At 52.0% G+C, this 24741-nt stretch carries 26 protein-coding genes; 14 read left to right on the plus strand and 12 right to left on the minus strand.

The window, feature by feature from the left end; genetic code table 11:
• Positions 1-210: 210 nt before the first annotated feature.
• Entirely contained in the window at positions 211-1275 is a 1065-nt protein-coding gene (locus tag IVG45_RS09350; RefSeq protein WP_196437549.1) for a FecR family protein, read from the minus strand.
• Positions 1276-1368: 93 nt separating this feature from the next.
• The gene (locus IVG45_RS09355; protein WP_196437550.1) at positions 1369-1890 is read right to left on the minus strand and encodes an RNA polymerase sigma factor; all 522 of its coding nucleotides are present in this window, start codon (positions 1888-1890) and stop codon (positions 1369-1371) included.
• A 149-nt stretch (positions 1891-2039) separates the two neighbouring features.
• Here IVG45_RS09355 and infA point away from each other — a divergent pair, with 149 nt between their 5' ends.
• On the plus strand, positions 2040-2258 hold the full coding sequence (infA, locus tag IVG45_RS09360) for a translation initiation factor IF-1 (RefSeq protein ID WP_013819653.1): 219 nt from the start codon (positions 2040-2042) through the stop codon (positions 2256-2258).
• A gap of 35 nt (positions 2259-2293) precedes the next feature.
• On the opposite strand, the gene clpA is transcribed toward infA, so the two are convergent.
• Entirely contained in the window at positions 2294-4570 is a 2277-nt protein-coding gene (gene clpA, locus IVG45_RS09365) for an ATP-dependent Clp protease ATP-binding subunit ClpA (protein ID WP_196437551.1), read from the minus strand.
• Positions 4571-4580: 10 nt separating this feature from the next.
• Positions 4581-4904 (minus strand): ATP-dependent Clp protease adapter ClpS, encoded by a 324-nt coding sequence (clpS, locus tag IVG45_RS09370; protein WP_196437552.1) that lies wholly within the window; start codon positions 4902-4904, stop codon positions 4581-4583.
• A gap of 124 nt (positions 4905-5028) precedes the next feature.
• Between clpS and IVG45_RS09375 the strand changes: the two genes are divergently transcribed.
• The 7 genes from IVG45_RS09375 (at position 5029) to mtaB (ending at position 12637) form a co-directional block, all read left to right on the plus strand.
• Entirely contained in the window at positions 5029-5484 is a 456-nt protein-coding gene (locus IVG45_RS09375) for an NUDIX hydrolase (protein WP_196437553.1), read from the plus strand.
• A complete protein-coding gene (mnmA, locus tag IVG45_RS09380; RefSeq protein ID WP_196437554.1) occupies positions 5481-6578 on the plus strand; it encodes a tRNA 2-thiouridine(34) synthase MnmA in 1098 nt (365 codons plus the stop codon). Before IVG45_RS09375 ends, mnmA begins: the two co-directional genes overlap by 4 nt.
• Positions 6568-7890, plus strand: a complete 1323-nt coding sequence (locus tag IVG45_RS09385) for an AAA family ATPase (RefSeq protein WP_196437555.1) — start codon at positions 6568-6570, stop codon at positions 7888-7890. The genes mnmA and IVG45_RS09385 overlap by 11 nt, the downstream gene beginning before the upstream one ends.
• 1 nt (position 7891) lies before the next feature.
• Positions 7892-8599, plus strand: coding sequence for an HNH endonuclease (locus tag IVG45_RS09390; protein WP_196437556.1), 708 nt, complete (start codon positions 7892-7894; stop codon positions 8597-8599).
• Positions 8600-8651: 52 nt separating this feature from the next.
• The gene (gene purB / locus IVG45_RS09395; RefSeq protein WP_196437557.1) at positions 8652-10028 is read left to right on the plus strand and encodes an adenylosuccinate lyase; all 1377 of its coding nucleotides are present in this window, start codon (positions 8652-8654) and stop codon (positions 10026-10028) included.
• Positions 10029-10045: 17 nt separating this feature from the next.
• Positions 10046-11275, plus strand: coding sequence for a nucleoside recognition domain-containing protein (locus IVG45_RS09400; protein ID WP_196437558.1), 1230 nt, complete (start codon positions 10046-10048; stop codon positions 11273-11275).
• A 72-nt stretch (positions 11276-11347) separates the two neighbouring features.
• Entirely contained in the window at positions 11348-12637 is a 1290-nt protein-coding gene (gene mtaB / locus IVG45_RS09405) for a tRNA (N(6)-L-threonylcarbamoyladenosine(37)-C(2))-methylthiotransferase MtaB (RefSeq protein ID WP_196437559.1), read from the plus strand.
• Between the two features lie 88 nt (positions 12638-12725).
• Here the strand turns inward: mtaB and IVG45_RS09410 are convergent, their stop codons facing one another.
• Positions 12726-13511, minus strand: a complete 786-nt coding sequence (locus IVG45_RS09410; RefSeq protein ID WP_196437560.1) for an MlaA family lipoprotein — start codon at positions 13509-13511, stop codon at positions 12726-12728.
• Between the two features lie 90 nt (positions 13512-13601).
• Here IVG45_RS09410 and rnt point away from each other — a divergent pair, with 90 nt between their 5' ends.
• Positions 13602-14228 (plus strand): ribonuclease T, encoded by a 627-nt coding sequence (gene rnt / locus IVG45_RS09415; RefSeq protein WP_196437561.1) that lies wholly within the window; start codon positions 13602-13604, stop codon positions 14226-14228.
• A gap of 36 nt (positions 14229-14264) precedes the next feature.
• Here the strand turns inward: rnt and grxD are convergent, their stop codons facing one another.
• The 4 genes from grxD to leuS all read right to left on the minus strand — a co-directional run bounded on the left by grxD (position 14265) and on the right by leuS (position 18790).
• The gene (gene grxD, locus IVG45_RS09420; RefSeq protein ID WP_196437562.1) at positions 14265-14576 is read right to left on the minus strand and encodes a Grx4 family monothiol glutaredoxin; all 312 of its coding nucleotides are present in this window, start codon (positions 14574-14576) and stop codon (positions 14265-14267) included.
• A gap of 82 nt (positions 14577-14658) precedes the next feature.
• Positions 14659-15675 (minus strand): DNA polymerase III subunit delta, encoded by a 1017-nt coding sequence (gene holA, locus IVG45_RS09425; protein WP_196437563.1) that lies wholly within the window; start codon positions 15673-15675, stop codon positions 14659-14661.
• Positions 15676-15677: 2 nt separating this feature from the next.
• Positions 15678-16178 carry an LPS-assembly lipoprotein LptE gene (locus IVG45_RS09430; RefSeq protein ID WP_196437564.1) on the minus strand — a complete coding sequence of 167 codons (501 nt, stop codon included), beginning with the start codon at positions 16176-16178 and terminating at the stop codon, positions 15678-15680.
• Positions 16179-16201: 23 nt separating this feature from the next.
• A complete protein-coding gene (gene leuS, locus IVG45_RS09435) occupies positions 16202-18790 on the minus strand; it encodes a leucine--tRNA ligase (protein ID WP_196437565.1) in 2589 nt (862 codons plus the stop codon).
• A gap of 89 nt (positions 18791-18879) precedes the next feature.
• Between leuS and IVG45_RS09440 the strand changes: the two genes are divergently transcribed.
• Together IVG45_RS09440 and IVG45_RS09445 are read left to right on the plus strand one after the other, a co-directional pair.
• Complete coding sequence (locus tag IVG45_RS09440; protein WP_196437566.1) at positions 18880-19368, plus strand: zinc ribbon-containing protein; 489 nt, start codon at positions 18880-18882, stop codon at positions 19366-19368.
• Between the two features lie 56 nt (positions 19369-19424).
• Entirely contained in the window at positions 19425-20198 is a 774-nt protein-coding gene (locus IVG45_RS09445; protein ID WP_196437567.1) for a ParA family protein, read from the plus strand.
• Between the two features lie 127 nt (positions 20199-20325).
• Here the strand turns inward: IVG45_RS09445 and IVG45_RS09450 are convergent, their stop codons facing one another.
• A complete protein-coding gene (locus tag IVG45_RS09450; protein ID WP_196437568.1) occupies positions 20326-20541 on the minus strand; it encodes a (2Fe-2S)-binding protein in 216 nt (71 codons plus the stop codon).
• A gap of 132 nt (positions 20542-20673) precedes the next feature.
• Positions 20674-21099, minus strand: coding sequence for a large-conductance mechanosensitive channel protein MscL (mscL, locus tag IVG45_RS09455; protein ID WP_230874820.1), 426 nt, complete (start codon positions 21097-21099; stop codon positions 20674-20676).
• 214 nt (positions 21100-21313) lie between these two features.
• Here mscL and IVG45_RS09460 point away from each other — a divergent pair, with 214 nt between their 5' ends.
• A complete protein-coding gene (locus tag IVG45_RS09460; RefSeq protein WP_196437569.1) occupies positions 21314-21835 on the plus strand; it encodes a hypothetical protein in 522 nt (173 codons plus the stop codon).
• The gene (locus IVG45_RS09465; RefSeq protein ID WP_230874821.1) at positions 21832-23043 is read left to right on the plus strand and encodes a right-handed parallel beta-helix repeat-containing protein; all 1212 of its coding nucleotides are present in this window, start codon (positions 21832-21834) and stop codon (positions 23041-23043) included. The genes IVG45_RS09460 and IVG45_RS09465 overlap by 4 nt, the downstream gene beginning before the upstream one ends.
• Before the next feature lie 109 nt (positions 23044-23152).
• On the opposite strand, the gene IVG45_RS09470 is transcribed toward IVG45_RS09465, so the two are convergent.
• Positions 23153-24178 (minus strand): alpha/beta hydrolase, encoded by a 1026-nt coding sequence (locus tag IVG45_RS09470; protein ID WP_196437570.1) that lies wholly within the window; start codon positions 24176-24178, stop codon positions 23153-23155.
• Here IVG45_RS09470 and IVG45_RS09475 point away from each other — a divergent pair.
• Positions 24177-24722 carry a GNAT family N-acetyltransferase gene (locus IVG45_RS09475; RefSeq protein ID WP_196437571.1) on the plus strand — a complete coding sequence of 182 codons (546 nt, stop codon included), beginning with the start codon at positions 24177-24179 and terminating at the stop codon, positions 24720-24722. The genes IVG45_RS09470 and IVG45_RS09475 overlap by 2 nt on opposite strands.
• Positions 24723-24741: the final 19 nt, after the last annotated feature.

The raw sequence follows: 24741 nt of genomic DNA on the forward strand, positions 1-24741 counted from the left end.
TTGGCAAACCCTCGCCGTCCGGACACGACAATCCATCGCCCAGACAATCTCGGCGACAACGGAGCGGAGCAGCGGCGTTGATGGTTACCGAAATACAAATGGCATGACGAGACCCTCCCCGTAACGTCCAATGCGGGTGCATTGCCGGGTTAACCACCGTGGGGAAAATTCGGGAAACTTGAGTTCTAATCCATTAGAAAAGAAAGGTCTTTAGCGATGCAAGACCAGCCACCAGGCGCCGAGTCTAGTCTGTTTTAAACCCAAGACTTGTTGCACGGTGCCGAGCGTGCTGTCCGGATGATCCAGCGAAAAAACCCCGCTGACGCGAAGTTGTTGTAAATCGTTGCCGGCAACAAAAATACGGCCGCTCCGGTATCGGTTAAGTTCGGTTACCAGTTCGCCCAACGGGCGATCGTTAACCACCAGCCTATGATCTTGCCAGGCACTGGTCTGCTCCAGCCCGACAGGCTCGGGTTGTTGTAACGCCGTACCGACACGATGCCGCAATCGATGCCCTTGCTCGACCTTGACGTCTCGAAATTGCGGCGGAAATTGTTCGGCCTTGTCAATCCGCGCGGAAACGGCGTGCTCCTGTACTATCACGCCACTTTCGTCCGGACTCAGGTTATAAACCTCGAAAACGGTTCCCAACGCACGCACAGTCAAATCATCGACCGCAACTTCGAACGGACGGCTAGCGTCCTTGGCCACTGTAAAACGCACCTGGCCGTGATGCAAGGTAATCCGTCGGGTCGAGTCATCGAAATTAACCGACACCGCGCTGTTGGTATTTAGCAATAACTGGCTGCCGTCGGCTAGCCGAATCTCGCGAATTTCGCCGGTTTCGGTATGGTAATCGCTGAGCAAGTCGGCCCAAGGATGCGAGTGGTCGGGCATCACCAAAAGCGCCGCGAATAACCACGTTGCCGCTATCGCCAGCGAAACGGTAAACCAAGGTTTATCCGGTTTAAAGGCTGATCGCCGATTGGCGAGCCCCGAGCGTATGGCAACACCGGTATCGGCTCCCATCCTCTGCTTGATAGCATCGTTCCGGACCGGTGAAGCCATGGCCGATTCGTGTGCGACCATCACCATATCGTTGAATAAATCTTCGGCGGCGGCAAACGCTTCGGCATGCCGGTTATCCCGACTCAACCAGTCGGCGAATGCGAACATTTCACCCTCGCCGAGATTATCGGCGCGCAAGCGGACGAGCCAGTCGATTGCCTGCTGTTGCGGGTCCGGCAAACTGAGTTCGTCTTCGGAAATTGACATGTCACCACTCCAAACGGAAGCAATTAGTTATTAAAACGCGCGACCCGCTGAAATCAACGTTTTCAGCCGAAAAAGCCGTCACTCCCGCCGAAATCATTGATCCAGCCGTTGCGCGCAATGCGTTAGCGCGCGCGTCAGATGCTTGCCAACCATGGAAATCGATATACCCAGCCTTTGCCCAATTTCCGAATATTTCAGGCCTTCGATGCCATGCATCAGAAATACACTACGGCAATCCGGCGGCAACTCATCCAGCGCCGTCCGTAACATTGCCATGCGCTGGTGTTGAGATAGGATTTGTTCTGGTCCCGCCGACTTGGCGGGCGTGATGTCGACCCAAGCCTCAATGCCGTCATCAACCAGATAGCGGCTCCTGACGGCGGCTTTACGCTGATAATCGATCGCCAATTGCATGGCAATATGAAAGGCTAAAGCCCGCGCGTTATCGGGGGGATTTTCCTGGCCGCGTTGATAAAGCCGCAGATAGGTCTCATGCGTCAGATCGGCCGCGGTTTCGGGACATTTCAGACGAGCGGTTAAAAAGCGCCGCAAATCGTTGGCCAACGATTCGCTCCATAGCGCGGCGCATTCGGCGGTATTCAGTCCATTTATCATGTGCTTTGCAGTCTATCCTTGGTTTATGCCCGAAGCATGCCGGCAACGATCCAAGTATCAGTGTTGCCGGGAATCAGTAATTTTTAACTTAACGCCATCATCCAACACTTTCATGCTAACATAGCGGCTTTTTAATCAAGGGCTAAATTATGGCAAAAGAAGATCAAATTGAAATGGATGGTAAGGTTATCGACACCCTACCCAACACCATGTTTCGTGTCGAACTGGAAAACGGGCATATCGTCACCGCTCATATCTCCGGCAAAATGCGCAAACATTACATCCGCATCCTGACCGGCGACAAGGTAAGAGTAGAAATGACGCCTTACGATCTGACCAAGGGCCGCATCACATTCCGCAACCGCTAATCCCGTCGCACGGGATTGCGGTTGCCGAACCACTCCTAAACCATCTGATTTAATTCCGAAACGACGAGTTGCTTGCTTTCGATACCAAACGCCAGCTCTCCATTTTCGACGAAAATCCGCACGTGACCGCCGTTCACTAAACGACCGAACAACAGGTCTTCCGCCAGCGGTTTTTTGACCTTTTCCTGAATCAGCCGCGCCATGGGCCTCGCACCCATTTTTTCGTCGTAGCCGCGCTCGGCCAACCAAATTCTGGCGTCGGACTCCAGCGTCAACGTCACATTCTTATCCGCCAGAACGGCTTCCAGCTCGAATATAAATTTATCGACCACACTGCCAATCACGCTCATATCCAACGACTTGAATTGAACGATGGCATCCAGCCGATTTCTAAATTCCGGCGAAAAACCGCGCTCGATCACTTTAAGACTGTCTGTGACATGGCTTTGCTGGGTAAAACCAATCGAAGCCCGGCTACCCTCCTCCGCGCCGGCATTGGTGGTCATGATCAGAATAATATTGCGAAAATCGGCTTTACGGCCGTTGTTATCGGTCAAGGTGCCGTGATCCATCACCTGCAACAACAGATTAAACACGTCCGGATGGGCTTTTTCCAACTCGTCCAGCAACAGCACCGCGTGCGGATGCTTAGTCACCGCCTCGGTCAGCAATCCGCCTTGATCGAAACCGACATACCCCGGAGGCGCGCCAATCAAGCGCGATACCGTATGCCGTTCCATGTATTCGGACATATCGAAACGGATCAGCTCAATATCCATCACTTTAGCCAATTGCCGAGTCACTTCGGTTTTGCCGACACCGGTCGGACCGGCGAACAAGAACGAACCAATGGTTTTTGTGGTATCGCGTAAACCGGCCCGCGACAATTTGATCGCCGAAGCCAGTTCGGCAATCGCCTCATCCTGGCCGAATACCAACATTTTTAGATTCTTTTCAAGACTGGCCAGTTTGTCCTTGTCGCTGGACGACACCGACTGCGCCGGCACCCTGGCGATCTTGGCGATAATTTCCTCGATTTCGTGGGTATCGATGGTCTCCTTGCGCGCGTCACCCACAAACAGACGTTGGCGCGCGCCGGCTTCGTCGATCACATCGATAGCCTTATCCGGCAAATGCCGGTCGGTAATGTAACGCGCCGACAATTCTACCGCGACTCGCAAGGCTTCCTGGGTATATTTCAAGCCATGATGCTCTTCGAAGCGCGATTTAAGGCCTTTCAGGATTTGCACGGTATCCTCGATCGACGGCTCCACCACATCGATTTTTTGGAATCGCCGGGCTAGGGCATGATCTTTTTCGAAGATGCCGCGATATTCCTGATAGGTAGTGGAACCGATGCAGCGCAACTGCCCGGAAGCCAAAACCGGCTTAATCAGATTCGAGGCATCCATCACCCCGCCGGAAGCGGAACCGGCGCCGATGATAGTATGAATCTCGTCAATAAACAGGATCGAATTGGGTTCTTTCTTGAGCTGGGCGACCAGGGATTTCAGACGTTTTTCGAAATCGCCGCGGTATTTGGTTCCGGCCACCAAAGCGCCCATATCCAGCGAATAAATGACATTATTCAACAAAATATCCGGCACCTGTTCCTCGACGATGCGCTTGGCCAAGCCTTCGGCAATCGCGGTTTTACCGACGCCGGCTTCACCGACCAATAACGGATTATTTTTTCGCCTGCGGCACAAGACCTGAATGGTTCTCTCTACTTCCAGTTCGCGGCCGATCAGCGGATCGATATTGCCCTTCAAGGCCTCTTCATTCAGATTGGTGGCATATTTCTCCAGCGGACTAGCCGTAGCATCGCTGATACCTCGCTCGCTGTCGGTATCCTCGCTAATATCGGCCTTTTGCTGCTCGATTTTCGACACACCATGGGCCAGATAATTAACCACATCCAGCCGGGTAATATCCTGCTTATTCAACAAATAAACCGCATGCGAATCTTGCTCGCTAAACAAGGCCACAAACAGATTGGCACCGGTCACTTCCTTTTTATCGGAAGCTTGCACATGGAAAACCGCGCGTTGCAATACCCGCTGAAAACCCAATGTCGGTTGCGTTTCTCGCTGTATGCCTTCCGGAATCAGCGATATGGTTTCATCAATGAAACGGGTCAGCTCGGCCCGCAATGCATTCACATTGCATCCGCAGGCAATCAATATTGGAATAGTGGTGACGTTGTCCAGTAACGCCAACAACAGATGCTCAACGGTAATGAATTCATGCCGTTTGGCGTGAGCATTTGTAAACGCGGCATTCAATGTCACTTCAAGTTCTTTGCTTAGCATGGCTTACCTCTCACGCCTCTTCCATCGTGCACATCAACGGATGATGATGCTCCCTGGAATATTCATTAACAATATGTACCTTGGTTTCGGCCACATCTTTGGTGTAGGTGCCGCACACCCCCACGCCCTGCGTATGCACTTGCAGCATCACTTGCGTAGCTCTTTCCTGACTCATATTAAAAAAATGGGTGAGTATTTCGACCACAAAATCCATGGGTGTAAAATCATCGTTCAGCAAGATGACTTTAAACAACGGCGGTCTTTTCAGCCTCGGTTTCGCATGCTGAACAGCAATTTCGCCGTCGGAATCTTTCAAGGGATCAAAATCAGTCATGTTCCATATTAGCCTATGTATCACAGAGTTCTAAAATAGCGTCTTCATTGCCAAATTTCAATCTTTACCCACATAAAAAACAATTCGCGTAAAATAAGCAGCTTTATCGTCTTTCCGGGAAGTCATGGTTTGGAAACCACATGTCACCGTTGCCGCTGTCATTGAAAAAGACGGCCATTTTTTACTGGTTGAAGAGACAACGGACAATGGCCTTGCGTTCAATCAACCCGCCGGCCATCTTGAACCGGGCGAAGATCTGATTAGCGCCGTCAAACGCGAAGTAGAAGAAGAAACCGCCTGGCAATTCGAACCGGAAGCGATAGTGGCGATACAGCTTTGGCGCCGAACGCCCGACCACCCCAGTTTCGTCCGCTTTTGTTTTACCGGCAATGTGCATAATCATAACCCAAACCGAAAACTCGATGCGGACATCGTAGCAACTCATTGGTTGAGCCGCGATCAAATTACAACCCAACAGTCCCATTTGCGCAGCCCCTTGGTGTTGATCTGCGTCGACGAATACCTTAAAGGCCGGCGCTATCCACTTTCAATTTTACAGTCCTATCTCGATCTAGCATGAGCAAACACATCATCGTCGGCATGTCCGGCGGCGTCGATTCTTCCGTCACTGCTTTAGCCCTGCAAGAACAAGGCCATAAAGTCACGGGTTTGTTCATGAAAAACTGGGAGGAAGACGACGGCACCGAATATTGTACGGCAATGCAAGATTTGGCCGATGCGCAGCAGGTTTGCGACACACTGGGCATCGAATTAAAGACCGTCAACTTCGCCGCCGAATACTGGGACGAAGTGTTTGAAGTGTTTTTGTCGGAGTTTAAAGCCGGCCGCACCCCCAATCCCGACATTCTTTGTAACAAACATGTCAAATTTAGGGCATTTTTGAACTACGCGATCGAAGACCTGGGCGCCGAATACATCGCCACCGGCCACTACGCCCGAGTGCGCGAACAAGACGGCGAGTTTCAATTATTGAAAGGCCTGGATCCCAACAAGGAACAAAGTTATTTCTTATATGCGATGGGCCAAAAAGCCTTGTCACGCACCCTGTTCCCCATTGGCCATCTGCACAAACCGGAAATCCGGGCAATGGCGGACAGAGCAGGTTTCGCCAACAGCCGCAAGAAAGACAGCACCGGCATCTGCTTCATCGGCGAACGCAAATTCAAGGAATTCCTCCAACGCTACCTGCCCCACCAACCCGGCGAAATGCGCACGCCCGAGGGCAAATACATAGCCCAACACCACGGCCTGATGTACTACACACTGGGCCAACGCCAAGGCTTAGGGATTGGTGGCGTCAAGGACGCACCGGATGAACCCTGGTTCGTACTGGAAAAAGACCTGGACAATAACGTTTTGATCGTTGGCCAGGGCCACGACCACCCGTTGATGCTGCACAACACCCTGGAAGCCGGGCAATTGGACTGGTGCGGCAGCCAACCCTTGACCGAAACCATCCGCTGCGCCGCCAAGACCCGCTACCGCCAGCCCGATCAGGATTGCGTCGTCGAACCGATGGACGGAGGCTTGCGCGTTAAGGTCAGCTTCGATGAACAGCAACGGGCGATTACACCGGGGCAATCGGTGGTGTTTTATCAGAGCGAGGTTTGTTTGGGTGGTGGGATAATTGAGGCCAAGTACAATGAAAATTAACAAGTTAACACTAGAAAATTTTCGTTGTTTTGCAAAATATGAACTCAGTCTTTCTGATCGCATTACCTTGCTAATAGGCAATAATGGCGCTGGTAAAACGGCTATTTTAGACGCTCTTGCTTCAACCATTAGTGAATTTCTAGACGGGTTTCCCAGTGATGGCAATATATTAGAAAAAGATAAACGACCAGCCCAAGTAGACGATATTCGCCACGAATTTATAACATTAGGTCAAGATACAAAAAAAGAACGTAGCGCTTACACCTTATTGAGTGCTGAAGGCATAGTCGATAATGAAGAAATCAGCTGGTTTTTCTCCATAAAACTACATAGCTCTTTTAAGCAAACGGATACATCGGCATCAATTCGAAACATTGCCCATCGATATTTCAACAAAATAACTGAAATAGACACCTATTTACCCATAATTGCATATTATGGAACGGGGCGATTATGGAAGAAAATCGATGATAAAGAATTGGAAACACTGAGCCCGGATTCCCGCTTAGCTGGCTATAGAAGCTGTCTAAACCCAGCCTCCGATTTAGAGCAATTATTCCGCTGGTTTAAAACCCAAGAAATTATCGCCTTACAAAAACAAGAAAAACGTCATACATTGGAAGCGGTAAGGAATGCCATCGTCGAAATGATTCCCGAAGCCAAACGCGCTTGGTGGAATTTCGAATGGGATCAGATGTTCATCGAAACAACGATTCAAGACACCCCCCAATCCATCCCCTTCCACCTACTCAGTGACGGCTACCGCAACATGATAGGCATGGTCGCCGACATCGCCTACCGCATGGCGACACTGAATCCGCAACTGGAAGCCGAGGTCATCAAGCAAACCGAAGGCATAGTCTTGATTGACGAAATTGACCTGCATTTGCACCCGAAATGGCAACGGGAAGTCGTTGGCCGCTTATTAGAAACCTTCCCGAAAGTGCAATTCGTCGCCAGCAGCCATTCGCCGTTTATTATCCAGTCGCTATATGGCCGTGAAGATTGTTTACTTTGGGATTTGGAGAAAGAAGCGCCATTATCTATTGAAAGCAAAAGTATCGAAGATATTGCCGAAAATCAGCAAGGCGTGGAAATCCCTCAGCAAAGCCAACGTTTCCTGGCAATGGAAAAAACCGCCGAGGAATATTACCGGGTATTAAAACAAATTCCTCCGGCTAGTGACGATGAAAAGCAACGTTTAAAACAACGCCTCGATGAGTTATTATTGCCATTTAGCGACGATCCGGCATTTCAGGCGTTTTTAAAGATGGAACGAGAAGCAGCTCTTCCCACTGACGAATTGAAATAGCATGCGTCCAGTTTTCCGTGAAGATACTCCAGTCGATACTAGGGGTAATAAAATACTATTCAAGCATTACCGAGATGCAGCCCCCATTTTAAAAGATAGGTTGGGTAAATATTGTTCATACTGTGAGTTGAAGTTTCCACAAACACATGTTGAACATATTCAACCCAAAAGTCTGGAACCGCAATTAGAAAATGCCTGGAATAACTTCCTGCTTGCTTGCCCGATGTGTAACGGCATTAAAAACGACTCAAATATTAATAGCAGCAACTTAAATGACTTTTTCTGGCCGGAAAAAGACAATACCTTTATACCGTTCGTCTACGAGAAAGATCGTGCGCCGCAAATTTGCAGCCAATTGAGTGACAATCTAAAAGCGATTGCTGAAAGAACGCTGCTATTAACCGGACTGGACAGAGAACCTACGCATCCGAAATTCAATATCAGAACCGACGAACGCTGGCACGAACGCAACACGGCGTGGGGAAAAGCAGAGCGAGCGAAATTCAACCTGCAACGACACCCCACAAATGCCATGCGCGAGCAAATTATCGATACCGCCACCAGCACCGGCTTCTGGTCAATTTGGATGACGGTATTCCAAGACGACGTCGACATGCGCCGTCGTTTAATCGAAGCTTTCCCCGGCACTTGCTCCAGCAGTTTCGATGCCGATACCCAACCAATTTCACGCCCCGGCGGTCAGATTTAATCTAACCGCCAAAGCCAAACCATTTTTAGTTTTAGAAATTTAGGAAACACACATGAGCCATTCCGCCCTCACCGCCCTCACCGCCATCTCCCCCATCGACGGCCGCTATGCCAACAAAGTCGACGCCTTGCGCCCCATTTTCAGCGAATACGGCCTGATCCGTTATCGGGTCGAAGTGGAAGTACGCTGGCTACAGACCTTGGCCGCCGAAGCCAAGATTGTCGAAGTGCCGGCCATGTCGGCCGATGCGATTGCGGTATTGAACGGCATCGTCAGCAATTTCTCCGAAGCCGACGCCCAGGCGGTCAAAGACATCGAAAAGACCACCAATCACGACGTCAAGGCAGTCGAGTATTTCCTGAAGGAAAAGATCAAACACAACGCCGAACTGCATGCCGTCAACGAGTTCATCCACTTTGCCTGCACCTCGGAAGACATCAACAACCTGTCGTATGCACTGATGCTGAAGGAAGGCCGCGGCCTGATCCTGACGGAAATCGACGCCACCATAGACGCCATAAAGCAACTGGCCTTGGACAGCGCCGAGCAACCCATGTTGTCGCGCACCCATGGCCAGTCGGCGACCCCAACCACGGTCGGCAAGGAATTCGCCAACGTCGTCGCCCGCATGCAGCGTCAGCGCGAACAACTTGCCAAGGTCGAACTGCTGGGCAAGATCAACGGCGCGGTCGGCAATTACAACGCTCACAGCGTCGCCTACCCTGACGTCGACTGGGCGCAGTTTGCGCAAAACTTCGTCGAATCACTGGGCCTGACTTTCAACCCCTACACCATTCAGATCGAACCGCATGACTACATGGCCGAATTTTTCCACGCCCTGTCGCGTTTCAACACCATCTTGTTGGACTTCGACCGCGACGTTTGGGGCTATATCTCGCTGGGTTATTTCAAGCAAAAAACCATCGCCGGCGAAGTCGGTTCTTCGACCATGCCTCACAAGGTCAACCCGATCGACTTCGAAAACTCCGAAGGTAACCTGGGGCTGGCCAATGCCATCTTCGGCTTTCTGGCCGATAAACTGCCGGTCTCGCGTTGGCAGCGCGACTTGACCGACTCCACCGTGTTGCGCAACATCGGCGTCGGTATCGCCCACACCAGCATCGCCATCCAATCGACCCTGAAAGGCATTTCCAAACTGGAAATCAACCCGACGCTGATCGATCAAGACTTGGATCAAAACTGGGAAGTATTGGCCGAGCCGATTCAAACCGTGATGCGCCGTTACGGCATCGAAAAGCCTTACGAGAAACTCAAGGAACTGACCCGCGGCCAACGCGTCACCGGCGACGGCATGCGCGCCTTCGTCGAAAAACTGGAAATTCCGTCCGAAGCCAAGGCCGAACTGCTGGTGCTGACCCCGCACAGCTACACCGGCTACGCGGCTCAATTAGCCAAGAAAATCGGCTAAAAATCAGGACCGGGTTTTTGCTCAATTTCATCTGGATATTCTTCTTCCTGAGCGCCTTCGCCACTGCCGTCTTCAAGCTGCTGGTGCTGGGCGACACCCAGGTGTTTTCCGAATTGATGACGGCCATGTTCAGCCTGTCCAAGACCGCATTCGAGATTTCGCTGGGACTGAGCGGCGTGCTGGCCTTGTGGCTGGGCATCATGAAAATCGGCGAACATAGCGGTTTCATTGATCTATTGACCAAGGCGTTGAATCCGCTGTTCAGCCGGCTGATGCCGGAGATACCCAAGGATCATCCGGCGCTGGGCGCGATGGTGATGAACATCGCCGCCAACATGCTGGGGCTGGACAACGCCGCGACGCCGATGGGCATCAAGGCCATGCAGGAAATGCAGACCTTGAATCCGCAGCCCGAGCGGGCCAGCGATGCGCAGATATTGTTTTTGGTGATCAATACCTCGTCGGTGACGCTGTTTCCGGTGACGATCTTCGCTTACCGGGCTCAGCTCGGCGCGGCCAATCCGACCGACGTGTTCATCCCAATATTGATCGCCACCTACATGTCGACGCTGACCGGCTTGCTGGCGGTCGCCGCCGTGCAGAAGATCAATCTGTTGGACAAGGTGGTACTGGCTTATCTGGGCGGTATTACTGCCGTGGTCGGCGGCATACTGGCTTATTTCGCCGGGCTGGATCAGGCGGAAATGTTGCAACAATCGGCCTTGGTCAGCCACGTGATTTTGTTCAGTCTGGTTGTTTCCTTCATCGCCGCCGCAGCCTACAAACAGCTGAACGCTTACGAGTTGTTCGTCGAAGGCGCCAAACACGGTTTTCAGACGGCGATCACCATCATTCCCTATCTGGTGGCGATGCTGGTGGCATTCGGGGTGTTCCGGGCCAGCGGGTCGCTGGAATTGATCACCGACGGCGTGAGGTTGCTGGTCAATTATGCCGGCATCGACAACCGTTTCATCGACGGCTTGCCGACCGCATTGATGAAGCCGTTCAGCGGCAGCGGCGCGCGGGCGATGATGATAGACACCATGCAGACCCACGGCGCCGATTCGTTCGCAGGCCGCTTGGCATCGGTGGTGCAAGGCAGTACCGAGACCACGTTTTATGTGCTGGCGGTGTATTTCGGCGCGGTGAACATAAAACAGATACGCCATGCCGCCGCCTGCGGCGTCATCGCCGACCTCGGCGGAATTATTTCCGCGATTTTGGTGACTTATTGGTTTTTTGGTTAATTTTTCCGGTGGACGATGCATGACGCTATGCTTATGCACCCTACGCTTTATTGATTCTACATTTCAAACAACATGCAAATCCATTTAAAGACCCTGGGCTGCCGGCTGAACGAAGCAGAATTGGAAACCTGGGCGCAAGCCTTTCAGGCCCAAGGCCACGCTATCACCCGTAATTTGAGCGACGCGCAACTGGTGATCATCAATTCCTGCGCGGTGACCCAGGACGCGGTAAAAAAATCCAAGCAAATGATACGCCGCATCCACCGCGACAATCCGCAAGCCAAACTGGTGGTCAGCGGCTGTTACGCGACGCTGAATGAGGAAGAAGCCGCGCAATTGATGGGCGTGGACTTGATCGTCGGCAACAAGGACAAGAACCAATTGGTCGAAAAAACCCTGGCCGAGCTGAATCTGGACAGCATGCCGGCGATGTCGACTGAACCCGGCGAAGTCTCGCTGTTCAGCCGCGGCCGCCAACGCGCCTTCGTCAAAGTCCAGGACGGCTGCCGTTACCGTTGCACCTTCTGCATCGTCACCGTCGCTCGCGGCGAGGAAAGCAGCCGGCCTATTCAAGCTGTTATCGACGAAATCAACAATCTGCACAGCCAAGGCATCAACGAAGCCATCATCACCGGCGTGCATCTGGGCGGTTATGGCAGCGACATCGACAGCAATCTGGTCGAGCTGATTAGCGAAATTCTGGATAAAACCCAGATTCCACGCCTGCGCATGGGCTCCTTGGAACCTTGGGAATTGCCGGACGGTTTCTTCGAGTTATTCAAAAATCCACGATTGATGCCGCATCTGCATCTGCCCTTGCAAAGCGGTAGCGACAGCGTGTTGAAACGCATGGCCAGACGCTGCAAGACCGAAGAGTTCAGCCAGATCGTCGATCTAGCCCGAAAAACCATCCCGCATTTCAACATCACCACCGACATCATCGTCGGCTTTCCCGGCGAGACGGAACAGGAATGGCAGGAAAGTTATGACTACATCAAAGCTATAGGTTTCGGCCACATCCATATCTTCAGCTATTCGCCGCGCGAAGGCACCGCAGCGGCTGCATTTCCCAACCCAGTCAGCCAGGAAATCAAGAAACAGCGTAGCAAGCAATTGCATGAACTGGCGGAAACCATGAAGCAGGCATTTATCGCCGAAAACATCGGCACACGAGTCAATGTGCTATGGGAAGGTCAAACGGAAAAATTGGACAACGGCCAAATGCGCTATTTCGGCTATACCCCGAATTATTTGCGAGTGGCTTGCGATGTGACAAGCGGAACCGAACTGGAAAACCGGACGCTACCGGCCAAATTGCTTCGAGCCGATTCAGGGTTTATCGCCGTTGATCGGATAGACTAAAAAACAAACCGATCACGAAATCCGCGCATAAAAAAGCCGCGAAGCCAATAAAACTGCGCGGCTTTTAGTTTTCTAACCGAATGACCGTTTAGTACGGATTGGGATTAATCGGGCCGTAGCCTTCGTCTTTCAGTTCTTCAAATTTCAGTACATCGTCTTCCGACACATTACCGTCATTGACTAAATAGTTACGGTTGGAAAGATAGGCATCCCGGAAAAACTGATAACGGTCAAGTGCTCCTTCGGTCGCTACCTTTTCCATTCCCAACAAATCGGCTCGGGTATCGATTGCTTTTACAGCGCCGCCGCCTATCGATACGGCCGCGCCTATCCATTCCGGATTCAGATAGATACCCGCATAGGTCAATGGATTCATGGCCGCATCGCCAATCAACCCGGTGAGCCCGCGCGGCGAACTAGGCCCGAAAAAAGGCAGTACCAGATAAGGACCGGTCGGCAGGCCCCAAACACCCAGCGTCTGGTCGAAATCTTCATTGTGCTTAGGCAGATCAATCATGCTACCGACATCGACCAACCCAGCCACGCCAGCGGTAGTGTTAACCAAAAAGCGGGCGGCATCCATACCGGACAGTAAAAACTTACCTTGCAAGGCATTATTGGTACAAACGCCAATATCATTGATATTACTAAAAAAGTTTGTCACACCTTGATCGACAAAGTCCGGCGTGATCCATTGATAACCCTTGGCGACCGGTTTCATCACATAATCGTCGACGCCGTCGTTAAACGACTGCATACTCCGGTTCCAGCTTTCCCAAGGATCCTTGGGATCCGCCGTTTGAACTGTTGCGCACCCACTCAACAAAGCCATCACGCCGACAGCGGCGAACAAACCTGTTTTCCTGACTTGCATAAGTTTTACCTCATCACCTGATTATTGTTTAAAGCTGCCTAAAACTCACGTAACATACCATACAAACGACTTTCGCAATCATCCCAAAACATGGAAATCCGCCATAATCCGCTCGGCAACCGCTTTAGGGGCTATTTACCCGTCATCATAGACATAGAAACCGCCGGCTTCAACGCCAAAAAGAATCCACTGCTGGAAATAGCCGCCATTATTGTTGAACAAGATGATGAAGGCTGGTTAGGCATTACCGAAAAGCACCACTGCAACATCATTCCTTTCAAAAATTCGGAACTCGATCAGGCGGCGTTAAAATTTACCGGCATCGACCCTTACCACCCATTCCGGATGGCGATCGATGAAAAGGAAGCCTTGAATCAACTGTTTAAACCTATCAAGGCAGCGGTCAAACGCAACGAATGCAAGAGGGCAATTTTAGTCGGCCACAATCCGGCATTTGATATAAATTTTCTGAATGCCGCCATCGAGCGTACCCAGAACAAACGCAGCCCGTTTCACCCCTTCAGCAGTTTCGATACCGCGACCTTGGGCGGACTGGTATTTGGTCAAACCGTGCTGGCCAAGATTGCCGAAGCCGCCGGACTGGAATGGGATAATCAGCGTGCCCACTCGGCGCTATATGACGCCGAACAGACCGCCGAATTATTTTGCATCATCTACAATCGTTGGAAGAAACTATTGGCCTTCGAAGCCCCATAACAGGCACGCCCGAGCGTACCTTAGGCAAGCCAAATTTTATTGCGCCGCAGCGAGCATGGTTTGCAGTTCGCCTTTATTAAACAAGTCGATCACGATATCGCAACCACCGACCAATTCGGCCTTGATGTATAGCTGCGGATAGGTCGGCCAATTGGAATATTCCTTCAAGGCTTCGCGCAACTCCGGTTCTTCAAAGATATTGATCGCCCGGTAACTGGCATCACAGGCTTGCAACACCTGTACGACCTTGCTGGAAAAACCGCACTGCGGAAAATCAGGGGTGCCCTTCATATACAAAACCACCGGCTGACTGGCAAGTTGTTCCTGAATTCTTTCGACTACGCTCATGATTAACACTCAATCCAAAATTAATGATTGAGAAATTTTAGCAAGAATACGGTTGTTTTAATACCGGCAAGGCGTTGAATCTTTATTTGGCTGGTGCAGGCTGACAGAACTTTAAACAAATCAAAAACAAACTTTCCCAGCTATCGCCGCTTAACTGACCCTTGATTTGTTGATCCGCATCGGCACTAGCCTCGAGCACGGATTGCAATTTAGCAATAGTCAGTCGCCGAATGGCATCTTGCACTAATTGCTTGCGCTTATCCCAGATTTGATATTTTTTGAACACGGCCTCTTGATGAGTCCCCTGCTTAAGCTCCGCCTTGATATTAAGCAAAACTCTAGTTTCGCGACTCAGCGCCCACAACACGACCGCGGACGCGATCCCTTCCGCTTTTAGGCCATTTAGAATTTTAACGGCCCGATTAAGCTTGCCGGCCAGCAAGGCATCCATCAACTTGAACACATCGAATCGGGCACTATCGGCCACGGCATCTTCAATTAGGGCCTTACCTATTTTTGCTTGCCCATGAAGAATATACAGTTTTTCAATTTCTTGGGCGGCGGCTAACAAATTGCCTTCTATTCGAGCCGCCAAACTTTTAACCGCATCCGGCTCCAGTCGCATGCCCTTGCGTTCGGCCCTGCGTTGCAACCAATTCAGCAAATCCTGTCCCTGCAGGGGCCAAACCTGCACAACAGTACCGGCATGATCGATAGCCTGAAACCACTGCGATTTTTGGGCCGCCGAATCCAGCTTGCCGGCCGTGATTAACAAAATGGTTTCCGCCGGCAAATGTTGGCAATACTGGATCAAGGCCTTAGCGCCTTCAGCGCCCGGCTTGGCGGAAGGCAATCGCAGATCAATCAGCTTTTTTTCGGCAAAAATCGATAGGGAATCGGCTTCTAGCGCCAGTTGCGGCCATTCATTTCCCTGCTCTATGCCGATGACCTCGCGCACCGAATAATCGGCTTGCCTTGCCGCGAACCGTATCGCGTCCGCTGCTTCCCCCAGTTGCAAGGGTTCATCGCCGCTGATCAAATAAACCGGCTGTAATCCGTTCTTTAGCGTGGTTTCCAGTTGATCCGGCTTAACACGCATGTCTACTTTTTCTGACTTTCAATCGCGACCTGCGCCCTGGACATCAACATCCTGGCCGCTTGCCGATAAATTTCCTTAGTAATCAAGACTTCTTCGTTTTCCTTCGCCAGAACCGCAGTCTGGTCATTGAAGTACTCGCGGCTTAATTCTATGGTTTGCTCGTCCAGCAGCGGATTCTCCTTGTTATCATAAAATTGAAAACGCAAGTAGTAGTTTATCTCCACTTCGCTGGACTTACCGGTTTGACCTATCGACAACACCCGCCGGCGTATCTCTTCCTTCAACACCTTGATCACGATACCGGCCTCGTTGGGCGAGGTGGCAATTTTGCCGTCCGAGGCTCTCAACATGGTTTGCATTTCAGTATTCAGCGGCGAAGAAACCCCGAACAAATAAATATTCTTCAGTGCGGCAGGCAACGCAATCGAACCACGCAAATGGTAGCCGCAAGCCGTCGAAAAGCTTAAGGCCAGAATCAGAAGGATGTTATACGCCTTATTCATGTGAGAGATTCTCAATCAACCGATTAAACAACGATATTCACCAATTTTTGCGGCACTACGATCAGCTTCTTGACCGGCTTGCCTTCGATATAGCGCTGCACGTTTTCGTCGGCCAATGCCAGCACCTCAATGTCCTGCTTGGATGCATTCGCCGCCACCGACAACTTGCCCCGCAACTTGCCGTTGACCTGCACCACCATCTCGATCGCATCCTTCAGCAAGGCGGACTCGTCGACCAGCGGCCAAGCCGCGACGACGATGTCGTCGTTGTGCCCCAATTCATTCCACAATTGTTGCGAAACATGCGGAATAATCGGAGCCAGCATCAAGACGATGGCTTCCAACACTTCCTGGCGCACCGCCCGACCATTGGCACTGTCATCCTCGAACTTATTCAAGGCGTTGACCAGCTCCATGTTGGCGGCGATTGCGGTATTGAAAGTATGACGGCGAGCCATGTCGTCGGTGACTTTTTGCAAGGCCTGATGCAACTGGCGGCGTAGCGCTTTTTGATCGTCGCTGCACGAGGCCTTATCCAAGGCCTCCATCGGCAAACCGGCTTCGACATGCAGATGTACCTGCCGCCACAAACGCCGCAGGAAGCGGAATGCCCCTTCGACGCCGGCATCGTTCCATTCCAAGGATTGATCGGGCGGCGAAGTGAACATGGTATACAAACGCACGGTGTCGGCGCCGTACTTGTCGATCAACAGCTGCGGATCGACACCGTTGTTCTTGGATTTGGACATTTTTTCGATCGCTCCCACCGTAACCGGCGAGCCGTCTTCCAGCAGCTTCGCCCCGACGATCTTGCCCTTGGCGTCGCGCTCGACATCGATTTGAGTCAAATTGTAATAACGCTTGTGGCCGTGTTCATCGAATTGATAGAAAGTCTCGGCCACCACCATGCCCTGGGTCAGCAGGTTTTTGAACGGCTCGTCGCAAACCAACAGTCCTTCATCGCGCAGCAATTTGGTATAGAAGCGCGCATAGAGCAAATGCAAAATCGCATGTTCGATACCGCCGATGTAATGGTCGACCGGCAGCCAATAATTGGCACGTTGATCGAGCATGGCAGTGCCACAATCCTTGCTGGCGTAGCGGGCAAAATACCAGGACGATTCCATGAAGGTATCGAAAGTATCGGTCTCGCGCCGGGCCGGCTTGCCGCATTTCGGGCAGGTCGTGTGCGGAAAAGTCGGATGCGCCGCCAGCGGCGATTGCGAGCCATCCAGCACCACGTCACGAGGCAAAGTCACCGGCAACTGATCGTCCGGCACCGGCACGGTGCCACAATCGTCGCAGTAAATCACCGGAATCGGCGCGCCCCAATAACGCTGGCGTGACACGCCCCAGTCGCGCAATCTAAAGTTGGTTTTGCGTTCGCCCTTACCCATGCCTGCCAGTTTGGCGGCAATGGCATCGAAAGCCTGTTTGAAATTCAAACCGTCGAATTCGCCGGAGTTAAGCAACACTCCTTTGTCGGTGAAGGCCTTCTCGGCAACGCTGTCATCGGCACCATCGGCGGAAGCGATCACTTCCTTGATGGCAATGCCGTATCGCTTGGCAAATTCGTAATCGCGCTGATCGTGAGCCGGCACCGACATCACCGCACCGGTACCGTAGCTCATCAACACGAAGTTGGCGATCCACACCGGCACCGATTCGCCGGTCAGAGGATGGATGGCCGTGTAACCGGAAGCGATGCCGCGTTTTTCCATGGTTTCCATCGCCGCTTCGGAAGTTTCCATCAGCTTGCAGGATTCGATGAAGGCGGCTATCTCGGCATTGGTTTCGGCAGCCTTCAACGCCAGCGGATGTTCGGCGGCGACGGCGACATAAGTCACGCCCATCACGGTGTCGGGGCGAGTGGTGTAAATACGAATAGCCTTATCGAAACCGTCGACGGCGAAGTCCATCTCCACGCCTTCGGAGCGGCCTATCCAGTTGGCCTGCATGGTGCGCACCTGTTCCGGCCAGCCGGGAAGTTTGTCCAGCGAAGTCAGCAGCTCGTCGGCATAAGCGGTGATTTTCAAAAACCACTGCGAGATTTCTTTTTTCTCGACCTGGGTATCGCAGCGCCAGCAGCAACCGTCGATGACCTGTTCGTTGGCCAGTACGGTTTGGTCGTGCGGGCACCAGTTGACCGGCGCGGTTTTTTTGTAAACCAGACCTTTTTCCAGCAAGCGCAGGAAAAACCATTGCTCCCAACGATAATAGTCAGGGTCGCAGGTCGCCAGTTCCCGGCTCCAGTCGTAACCGAAGCCGAGGCGCTTGAGCTGTTCGCGCATGTAATCGATGTTCGAATAGGTCCAGTCGGCCGGATGCACCTTGTTCTGCATCGCCGCGTTTTCCGCCGGCAGGCCGAAGGCGTCCCAGCCCATGGGTTGCAACACGTGCTTACCTTGCATGCGTTGGAAGCGGCTGATGACGTCGCCGATGGTGTAATTGCGGACGTGGCCCATGTGCAGCTTGCCACTGGGGTACGGAAACATCGACAGACAGTAGTATTTTTCCTTACCAGTGTCTTCGCGGGCGGTAAACACACCCGATTTTTCCCAGTCGGCCTGTACCTTTTGCTCGATAAGCTGCGGTTTGTAATGCTCTTCCATCCTGCTCGTCTTTTCGTGTAAAAAGGCGCTAGAATACCTTACGGGCGCTTAAATCTAAAGCCTGAAATCATTAAACACAAGGAGAAGCCATGGGCGAAAACAAACTGATCAAAGCATACGACGACCTGATGGGACATCTGTATGAAGCAATGGACGACACCCTGCACACCGTTGCCGAGGCCCTGGACATTGCCAAGGAAAAAACCAGCGCGCTGGGAGGACACACTCAAGAAGAAATCAACAAAATCGCCGATTATGTGATGCGCGACGTCGAACATGTCGCCACTTCGCCATCGCAACAGCACGACAACAATTCCTTGTCTGAGTGGCTGAAATTCGACATCGACCTGATCGAGAACTTTGCCCTCCAAGCCTTCATGGACATCGCCGACAAGACCAAAGTCAAGCTGGCCGCGCTGGAAATGGAAGCCAAACAATACCATCCTTATAAAAGCGGCGACATAACCAGCCCCGGCACCTTTACCTGCGACGGTTGCGGCAAACAAATTGCCTTCAAATCGACCAGCGTGATTCCGGAATGCCCTGCCTGCAACGGCACCGCCTTTACACGCTGTTGATATTGCAGGTATTAACCTTATAATGCAGGCTTTTATTTTTTAGTATCGAGGCGATTATGCGCAGGGTGATTTTCAATCAAAAAGGCGGCGTAGGCAAATCCACCATCACGTGCAATTTGGCGGCGATTAGCGCGGTGGAAGGCAAAAAAACCCTGGTAATCGACCTGGATGTACAAGGCAATTCCACCCAATATTTGCTCGGTGCAAAAATCACCGATTCCGACAAAACCATCGCCCATTTTTTTAAGGACAGCCTGGGACTGGAGTTATTCGGCGGCGGCAAGGAAGGCTTGGACAGCGCTATCCACGAAACGCCGTTTCCCAATCTGTATGTGCTACCCTCGCATCCCGATTTGGAAGGCCTGCAAAGCCGCCTGGAATCCCGGCATAAGATTTACAAACTGAAAGAGGCGCTGGAACGTTTGGAAGGCTTCGATTACATCTACATCGACACGCCACCCATCTTGAATTTTTACAGCCTGTCGGCCTTGATCGCGGCGGAAAAATGCTTGATTCCGTTCGACTGCGACACCTTCGCGCGCGAAGCCCTGTACACCTTGATGCGCTCGATCGCCGAGGTCAAGGCCGATCACAACCCCAATCTGGAAGTGGAAGGCGTGGTGGTCAATCAATATCAGAAACAGGCCAATCTGCCACGCCAACTGGTCGACGATTTAATTGCCGAAGGCTTGCCGGTACTGGAAACCAAAATCTCCACATCGGTAAAAGTCAGGGAATCGCACACCGACGCCAAGCCGCTGGTGCATTACGCGCCTTCGCACAAATTGACCGAAGAATACCGGGCCTTGCATGTGGAGATTCACAAATAAGGCGGAATTTAACAATATCGGCATTTCGTCGGGACGCTCTAACTTGGCCGGCCTGACGAATGTAGACAATGTTGCCTAGCTACCGGGGCGACAAAAAAACCGCGCGGGTGAACACTCTTTCCATGGATCAAAAGACATACCAAGCTGATGTGCGCTTGGCCTCGGCCAGCAATTCCAATATCGATGTGTCACAAGAACCACAACCCGAGCATGCGCCAGTAATCCTTGAAATTCGATCCAGATCGTCGACGCCATCATCGATAAGCGCTTGAATTTGCAGTCGGGTGGTTCCGCTACAATAGCAAACTAGCTCTTCAGCCTTATCCGGCCTCACATCATTCATATCGCATCCTTATTAGCCATCAACTTTTTTCATCGTTTTGTCTGTTCAAAGCCCGGTTAATTCCAGCGGCCACGGTCATTGAAATCAGGCCGCGCCCGGAACGGGATGTTACGGACGCGCAGCCTACAGCCGCTATCCTGCTCGATTATTTTTCAGCAAGTCTCGAATTTCCGTCAATAATTTTTCTTCGTTGCTAGGCTCCGGTGGAGCGGCCGGCGCTTCCTCAACCTTTTTCTTGAAGGAATACAATAATTTGATAATCAAAAAGATGGCCGCGGCTATGATCGTAAAATCAATCAGTGTTTGAATAAATTTTCCATAGCTGATTACCACGGCCGGCATGTCAACCCCGGCGGCATTTTTCGATGCATTCTGGATTGTGACGGCCAAATCCGAAAAATCGACACCACCCAAAATCACACCGATCGGAGGCATAATCACATCGGCTACCAGCGATGACACAATCTTACCGAAGGCACCGCCAATAATGACACCGACAGCCATGTCGACGACATTGCCTTTCATGGCAAATTCTTTGAATTCTTGCAGCATTCCCATCACACGCTCCCGTTAAGTTAGTTGATCGTATTCAAGCAGTAGCCAATAACCTGGCAGAGAAAAAGTATCGCATGGGACAGCCAAGCAACACCATCCCCATTCGCAGCCATTTTTTCATTGATGAAAATATTCGACTAAATTTCGTTCTACAATCGTTTGCAACAGACAGTAGCTTGACCACTATAATTCAGCAAAAGAGCGTGGGGATAAAATCATGTCCGAATCCAGCACCAATGTGACTATCGTTGTCGCCGTGATCGGCGTCATCGGTTCCATCACCGTAGCCTTGATCAGCCATTGGGATAAGTTGAATCCGCCGCCGGCTAAAGATGCACCCATCCCACAACCCATCGTGCTGATCGGCAATACCAGCGACCCCGCCATAGCATCCATCACGAAACCCCAGCCAGCGCCACCCAAACCGGTTATCAACATCGCCGGCAACTGGTATAACCCTGCCGCGCCGGCCGCCGGCGGCTCTTACATTACCCAGCAAAGTGAACATTTTGAATTTCAAGGTTGGGGCCTCCTGCCGCAAGGCATCGGCTTCCAAACCGAAGGCAACGGTTCCCTGATCGATCAACAGGTAAATTATAGTTACGTCGCTCAATACCAAAACGGCTGGACCTCCCAAGGTAACTGTAGCGGCACGGTGTCGGCCAACGGCGTGCAAATGACCACGACCTGTACCGACAATATCATGGGTACCTTTGTCTCCACCGGAGTCAAAAAATGAACCTAAAACGCCTGGCATTTCACCATCGGGCTGTTATTTGGGGCCGCCGGTTGAAGCGTTCGGTAATCGGCATAACTGCCACAACCATCCTGCTATCCAGCCCCAGTGACTCTGCCACATGGCTGGTGGGTGCGCAACATGAACTAAAATTACCCAGCCAAGCCGCCAAACTGGCCGGCGACGGAGACATCGTACTGATTGCCGCCGGCAGCTATGCGGGTGACGTAGCCAGCTGGCGGCAAAATCGGCTGGTTTTGCGCGGCATGGGCGGACGCCCTCACCTTAAAGCCCAGGGCAATGCGGCCGAAGACAAGGCCATTTGGGTATTCAAAGGCCAGGACATCCGGGTCGAAGATATCGAATTTTCCGGCACGGCGGTTCGGGCTTTGAACGGCGCCGGCATTCGCTTCGAAGGCACCCATTTGACCGTGATTAACTGTCATTTCCACCATAACCAGATGGGCATTCTGACCGGCGCCAACCCGGCCAGCGACATCCTGATTGATGGCTCGGAATTTAACGACAACAGCGTGGACTACCGGCTTTACGGCAAACTAGGCCATAACATTTACATCGGCAACATCCGCCGCTTTACCCTGCGCCATTCCTATGTCCACGATGCCGACACCGGCCATAACGTCAAATCCCGCGCCCAACAAAACTACTTGCTCTACAACCGGATCGGCGACGAACATCACGCATCCAGTTATCTGGTGGACTTTCCCGATGGCGGACAAGCCTTTGTAATAGGCAACCAGTTGCGGCAGAGCCCCCAATCGGAGAATTCGACCATGCTGTCCTTCGCCGGCGAACACAATCAGAATCAGCCGCTACAGACATTGTATTTGGTTAATAACACCTTTGTGGATGATCGTCCCACCGGTATTTTCGTCAACAATCACGCCACCACTACCCCGGCGATACTGATTAATAACCTGTTGATAGGCCACGCCAGCCGCATGGAAGGCCTCAACCAACAGCAACACAACATTGCCTCCGACAAAATGCAATTTTACAATCCGGATCAATATGACTACCGGCTATCGGCCGGCGCGCGGGCGATCGACCAAGGTATTGAACTGGGATTGGCAGTCAATGGTTTCAACCTAGCTCCCGAATTTCAGTATCGTCATCCCTTGGGCGTGGAAATACGCCGGCGCCAGGGGCCAATTGATGTCGGCGCCTATGAATTTGATCATGGCCATTAGCGGTGCGGACTCATCAATGCCCTTCTCACTTCAGGCGAAATAACGACTTGCGGGACGTACCTTCAAATTAGCTGAAGCTGCTTGCTAATCAGGGATTGGAATGGCCGCACTAGTTTTCACTGTAACCGGCGTTTTGTAGCTGGACTAATTCGCTGCTGTTTTGATCCGCGCCGGAAGGCAGTCGGGATTTGGCATTGAATATCCAGTGGGCAATATCCCGCCAGATCAAAGGTGCCTGCAAATCGCGTAACAGCATGTGGTAGCCGTTATCATAATAGGCGATAGTCTTGTTCTCGGGCTGCTCGGCCAGCATCGTGCCAATAAACAATCTGGTCGGTTCGGGCGGTACAATTTGGTCTTTCTTACCGTATAGCAACAAGGTATCCGTCTGCAGTTTTTCCGCCGAGTTCAACGCGCTATCCATCAGGTTAGTCAGACCGTAGAGGGCGTCAACCCGCGTCTGCTTGATCACCAGCGGATCGCGGCCGAGCGCTCTGAGCATTTCTATATTATCCGACGGCATAATCTCCAGTCCCTGGCCGGTCAAAGTCAGCCAAGGCAGGGTATACGATAAGGTCCACAGCAACGAGGTCTGATACCAGGGCATGGTTTGCCGACCCCAAACCGCCGGCGCGGACAAAATAATGCCCGCCACCTCCGGTTTTTGCGAACGGGTCATCGCATCGAGGATAATAGCACCACCCATGCTTTCACCCAGCAAATACACCGGTACGCCGGGATGCTGGGCTTTGATCAGCGAGGTAAACTTGGCCAAATCCCGTGCATAGGTGTCGCTGCCGGCCCAGATGCCGGTATTCGGGCTTGCGCCGAAACCGCGCTGATCATAGGCATAGCACGATATTTGCTGTTGTTGCAAATATTCGGCGGTTGAACTAAAAAACCGGCGATAATCATTGAATCCATGCAGGGCAATCACGATGGCCTTGGGACTGGACGCTGGCCAACTGCTGAACGGTAGTTCCGCGCCATCCGCCGTGATAAAGGCGCTATCGGTCAAGCGGTCGATGCCGGTCATCGGGCCGGAACCCATCATCACCGGCGCGCAGCCGGTTAACAGCAAGCATAGTGAAAACAATACCACCGCAGAACGGGGTTTATTTGCGAGGATGATCATGCGAGATATCAATGACATAAGCGAACGGCATGCCGAGGTCAATGGTTTGAATTTCAGGGAGGCGACCGCGTTATCCCAGATAGAGACAATCAGTCGACTCGCCGGCGAAGTGTGGCGGCACCATTATATGCCGATAATCGGCTCGAAACAGGTCGAATATATGCTGGACCGTTTCCAAAGCGTCGACGCCATCGATAGCCAGATCGAAGCCGGCTTGCTTTATTATTTAATGCTGCGGGGAAATCAACCGCTGGCTTATTTCGCGGTGCTGCCGTCCACCGAACAAAAATCGCTACATATCAGCAAGCTCTATGTCGACCCATCCCAGCAACATAAGGGCTTGGGAAAACGGACCCTCGCCTTCATAGAGCATCAATGCCGTCGGCGGGATTTGGATCAACTTTGGCTGACCGTTAACCGCCACAATCACGCCGCCATCGGCTTTTATCTGCGCAATGGCTTCGTCAATACCGGCTCGTTGGTGCAAGACATCGGCGCCGGATTTGTGATGGACGACTTCAGAATGGATAAGAGCCTATGCTGAAATCCTCGCCTTGCAAAGC

It is taken from the genome of Methylomonas sp. LL1 (assembly GCF_015711015.1).
GTDB lineage: Bacteria > Pseudomonadota > Gammaproteobacteria > Methylococcales > Methylomonadaceae > Methylomonas.

What these genes read in the sequence shown, in the direction of transcription:
- rnt (WP_196437561.1), top strand. Translation starts at nt 13,602, where the DNA reads ATGGAAATCCGCCATAATCCGCTCGGCAACCGCTTTAGGGGCTATTTA.
- IVG45_RS09355 (WP_196437550.1), bottom strand. Translation starts at nt 1,890, where the DNA reads ATGATAAATGGACTGAATACCGCCGAATGCGCCGCGCTATGGAGCGAA.
- mtaB (WP_196437559.1), top strand. Translation starts at nt 11,348, where the DNA reads ATGCAAATCCATTTAAAGACCCTGGGCTGCCGGCTGAACGAAGCAGAA.
- holA (WP_196437563.1), bottom strand. Translation starts at nt 15,675, where the DNA reads ATGCGTGTTAAGCCGGATCAACTGGAAACCACGCTAAAGAACGGATTA.
- IVG45_RS09450 (WP_196437568.1), bottom strand. Translation starts at nt 20,541, where the DNA reads ATGAATGATGTGAGGCCGGATAAGGCTGAAGAGCTAGTTTGCTATTGT.
- grxD (WP_196437562.1), bottom strand. Translation starts at nt 14,576, where the DNA reads ATGAGCGTAGTCGAAAGAATTCAGGAACAACTTGCCAGTCAGCCGGTG.
- IVG45_RS09390 (WP_196437556.1), top strand. Translation starts at nt 7,892, where the DNA reads ATGCGTCCAGTTTTCCGTGAAGATACTCCAGTCGATACTAGGGGTAAT.
- IVG45_RS09410 (WP_196437560.1), bottom strand. Translation starts at nt 13,511, where the DNA reads ATGCAAGTCAGGAAAACAGGTTTGTTCGCCGCTGTCGGCGTGATGGCT.
- IVG45_RS09385 (WP_196437555.1), top strand. Translation starts at nt 6,568, where the DNA reads ATGAAAATTAACAAGTTAACACTAGAAAATTTTCGTTGTTTTGCAAAA.
- IVG45_RS09445 (WP_196437567.1), top strand. Translation starts at nt 19,425, where the DNA reads ATGCGCAGGGTGATTTTCAATCAAAAAGGCGGCGTAGGCAAATCCACC.
- IVG45_RS09375 (WP_196437553.1), top strand. Translation starts at nt 5,029, where the DNA reads ATGGTTTGGAAACCACATGTCACCGTTGCCGCTGTCATTGAAAAAGAC.
- IVG45_RS09475 (WP_196437571.1), top strand. Translation starts at nt 24,177, where the DNA reads ATGCGAGATATCAATGACATAAGCGAACGGCATGCCGAGGTCAATGGT.
- infA (WP_013819653.1), top strand. Translation starts at nt 2,040, where the DNA reads ATGGCAAAAGAAGATCAAATTGAAATGGATGGTAAGGTTATCGACACC.
- IVG45_RS09440 (WP_196437566.1), top strand. Translation starts at nt 18,880, where the DNA reads ATGGGCGAAAACAAACTGATCAAAGCATACGACGACCTGATGGGACAT.
- IVG45_RS09460 (WP_196437569.1), top strand. Translation starts at nt 21,314, where the DNA reads ATGTCCGAATCCAGCACCAATGTGACTATCGTTGTCGCCGTGATCGGC.
- IVG45_RS09350 (WP_196437549.1), bottom strand. Translation starts at nt 1,275, where the DNA reads ATGTCAATTTCCGAAGACGAACTCAGTTTGCCGGACCCGCAACAGCAG.
- clpS (WP_196437552.1), bottom strand. Translation starts at nt 4,904, where the DNA reads ATGACTGATTTTGATCCCTTGAAAGATTCCGACGGCGAAATTGCTGTT.
- leuS (WP_196437565.1), bottom strand. Translation starts at nt 18,790, where the DNA reads ATGGAAGAGCATTACAAACCGCAGCTTATCGAGCAAAAGGTACAGGCC.
- mnmA (WP_196437554.1), top strand. Translation starts at nt 5,481, where the DNA reads ATGAGCAAACACATCATCGTCGGCATGTCCGGCGGCGTCGATTCTTCC.
- IVG45_RS09465 (WP_230874821.1), top strand. Translation starts at nt 21,832, where the DNA reads ATGAACCTAAAACGCCTGGCATTTCACCATCGGGCTGTTATTTGGGGC.
- mscL (WP_230874820.1), bottom strand. Translation starts at nt 21,099, where the DNA reads ATGGGAATGCTGCAAGAATTCAAAGAATTTGCCATGAAAGGCAATGTC.
- IVG45_RS09470 (WP_196437570.1), bottom strand. Translation starts at nt 24,178, where the DNA reads ATGATCATCCTCGCAAATAAACCCCGTTCTGCGGTGGTATTGTTTTCA.
- purB (WP_196437557.1), top strand. Translation starts at nt 8,652, where the DNA reads ATGAGCCATTCCGCCCTCACCGCCCTCACCGCCATCTCCCCCATCGAC.
- IVG45_RS09430 (WP_196437564.1), bottom strand. Translation starts at nt 16,178, where the DNA reads ATGAATAAGGCGTATAACATCCTTCTGATTCTGGCCTTAAGCTTTTCG.
- clpA (WP_196437551.1), bottom strand. Translation starts at nt 4,570, where the DNA reads ATGCTAAGCAAAGAACTTGAAGTGACATTGAATGCCGCGTTTACAAAT.